Here is a 3,116-nt window from a genome sequence, read left to right on the forward strand (position 1 = left end):
AGCGGATAACAATTTCACACAGGAAACAGCTATGACCATGATTACGAATTCGAGCTCGGTACCCGGGGATCCTCTAGAGATTCTAGCTAGCTTCAGACGTGTCTAGTGCACGCGGTCGATCTTGACGGCTGGCGAGAGGTGCGGGGAGGATCTGACCGACGCGGTCCACACGTGGCACCGCGATGCTGTTGTGGGCACAATCGTGCCGGTTGGTAGGATCCAGCGTGCTCTTCATGATCACGACGTTTTAGAGCTAGAAATAGCAAGTTAAAATAAGGCTAGTCCGTTATCAACTTGAAAAAGTGGCACCGAGTCGGTGCTAAAAAAAAACCCCGCCCCTGACAGGGCGGGGTTTTTTTTCTAGATACCCGGGGATCCTCTAGTCGACTCTAGCTAGACCAGAATCGGCAACTAGCTCGAGGTTGACACCTTTTGCCGATTCTGGTAGAATGACACCAACATAGATCTGATCGATCAAGAGACAGGATGAGGATCGTTTCAATCGTCGACCTGCAGGCATGCAAGCTTGGCACTGGCCGTCGTTTTACAACGTCGTGACTGGGAAAACCCTGGCGTTACCCAACTTAATCGCCTTGCAGCACATCCCCCTTTCGCCAGCTGGCGTAATAGCGAAGAGGCCCGCACCGATCGCCCTTCCCAACAGTTGCGCAGCCTGAATGGCGAATGGCGCCTGATGCGGTATTTTCTCCTTACGCATCTGTGCGGTATTTCACACCGCATATGGTGCACTCTCAGTACAATCTGCTCTGATGCCGCATAGTTAAGCCAGCCCCGACACCCGCCAACACCCGCTGACGCGCCCTGACGGGCTTGTCTGCTCCCGGCATCCGCTTACAGACAAGCTGTGACCGTCTCCGGGAGCTGCATGTGTCAGAGGTTTTCACCGTCATCACCGAAACGCGCGAGACGAAAGGGCCTCGTGATACGCCTATTTTTATAGGTTAATGTCATGATAATAATGGTTTCTTAGACGTCAGGTGGCACTTTTCGGGGAAATGTGCGCGGAACCCCTATTTGTTTATTTTTCTAAATACATTCAAATATGTATCCGCTCATGAGACAATAACCCTGATAAATGCTTCAATAATATTGAAAAAGGAAGAGTATGAGTATTCAACATTTCCGTGTCGCCCTTATTCCCTTTTTTGCGGCATTTTGCCTTCCTGTTTTTGCTCACCCAGAAACGCTGGTGAAAGTAAAAGATGCTGAAGATCAGTTGGGTGCACGAGTGGGTTACATCGAACTGGATCTCAACAGCGGTAAGATCCTTGAGAGTTTTCGCCCCGAAGAACGTTTTCCAATGATGAGCACTTTTAAAGTTCTGCTATGTGGCGCGGTATTATCCCGTATTGACGCCGGGCAAGAGCAACTCGGTCGCCGCATACACTATTCTCAGAATGACTTGGTTGAGTACTCACCAGTCACAGAAAAGCATCTTACGGATGGCATGACAGTAAGAGAATTATGCAGTGCTGCCATAACCATGAGTGATAACACTGCGGCCAACTTACTTCTGACAACGATCGGAGGACCGAAGGAGCTAACCGCTTTTTTGCACAACATGGGGGATCATGTAACTCGCCTTGATCGTTGGGAACCGGAGCTGAATGAAGCCATACCAAACGACGAGCGTGACACCACGATGCCTGTAGCAATGGCAACAACGTTGCGCAAACTATTAACTGGCGAACTACTTACTCTAGCTTCCCGGCAACAATTAATAGACTGGATGGAGGCGGATAAAGTTGCAGGACCACTTCTGCGCTCGGCCCTTCCGGCTGGCTGGTTTATTGCTGATAAATCTGGAGCCGGTGAGCGTGGGTCTCGCGGTATCATTGCAGCACTGGGGCCAGATGGTAAGCCCTCCCGTATCGTAGTTATCTACACGACGGGGAGTCAGGCAACTATGGATGAACGAAATAGACAGATCGCTGAGATAGGTGCCTCACTGATTAAGCATTGGTAACTGTCAGACCAAGTTTACTCATATATACTTTAGATTGATTTAAAACTTCATTTTTAATTTAAAAGGATCTAGGTGAAGATCCTTTTTGATAATCTCATGACCAAAATCCCTTAACGTGAGTTTTCGTTCCACTGAGCGTCAGACCCCGTAGAAAAGATCAAAGGATCTTCTTGAGATCCTTTTTTTCTGCGCGTAATCTGCTGCTTGCAAACAAAAAAACCACCGCTACCAGCGGTGGTTTGTTTGCCGGATCAAGAGCTACCAACTCTTTTTCCGAAGGTAACTGGCTTCAGCAGAGCGCAGATACCAAATACTGTTCTTCTAGTGTAGCCGTAGTTAGGCCACCACTTCAAGAACTCTGTAGCACCGCCTACATACCTCGCTCTGCTAATCCTGTTACCAGTGGCTGCTGCCAGTGGCGATAAGTCGTGTCTTACCGGGTTGGACTCAAGACGATAGTTACCGGATAAGGCGCAGCGGTCGGGCTGAACGGGGGGTTCGTGCACACAGCCCAGCTTGGAGCGAACGACCTACACCGAACTGAGATACCTACAGCGTGAGCTATGAGAAAGCGCCACGCTTCCCGAAGGGAGAAAGGCGGACAGGTATCCGGTAAGCGGCAGGGTCGGAACAGGAGAGCGCACGAGGGAGCTTCCAGGGGGAAACGCCTGGTATCTTTATAGTCCTGTCGGGTTTCGCCACCTCTGACTTGAGCGTCGATTTTTGTGATGCTCGTCAGGGGGGCGGAGCCTATGGAAAAACGCCAGCAACGCGGCCTTTTTACGGTTCCTGGCCTTTTGCTGGCCTTTTGCTCACATGTTCTTTCCTGCGTTATCCCCTGATTCTGTGGATAACCGTATTACCGCCTTTGAGTGAGCTGATACCGCTCGCCGCAGCCGAACGACCGAGCGCAGCGAGTCAGTGAGCGAGGAAGCGGAAGAGCGCCCAATACGCAAACCGCCTCTCCCCGCGCGTTGGCCGATTCATTAATGCAGCTGGCACGACAGGTTTCCCGACTGGAAAGCGGGCAGTGAGCGCAACGCAATTAATGTGAGTTAGCTCACTCATTAGGCACCCCAGGCTTTACACTTTATGCTTCCGGCTCGTATGTTGTGTGGAATTGTGAGCG

1 protein-coding gene is annotated in these 3,116 nt (G+C 50.8%); it reads left to right on the forward strand.

From position 1 onward, the window contains the following. Nucleotides 1-1,126 precede the first annotated feature (1,126 nt). Nucleotides 1,127-1,987 carry a broad-spectrum class A beta-lactamase TEM-116 gene (locus E0F75_RS39645; protein ID WP_000027050.1) on the forward strand — a complete coding sequence of 287 codons (861 nt, stop codon included), beginning with the start codon at nt 1,127-1,129 and terminating at the stop codon, nt 1,985-1,987. Nucleotides 1,988-3,116: the final 1,129 nt, after the last annotated feature.

This window comes from Streptomyces sp. CB02980 (assembly GCF_014451325.2).
GTDB lineage: Bacteria > Actinomycetota > Actinomycetes > Streptomycetales > Streptomycetaceae > Streptomyces.

Excerpts from the sequence above, each read along its gene's own strand:
- E0F75_RS39645 (WP_000027050.1), top strand. The coding sequence starts at position 1,127 with ATGAGTATTCAACATTTCCGTGTCGCCCTTATTCCCTTTTTTGCGGCA.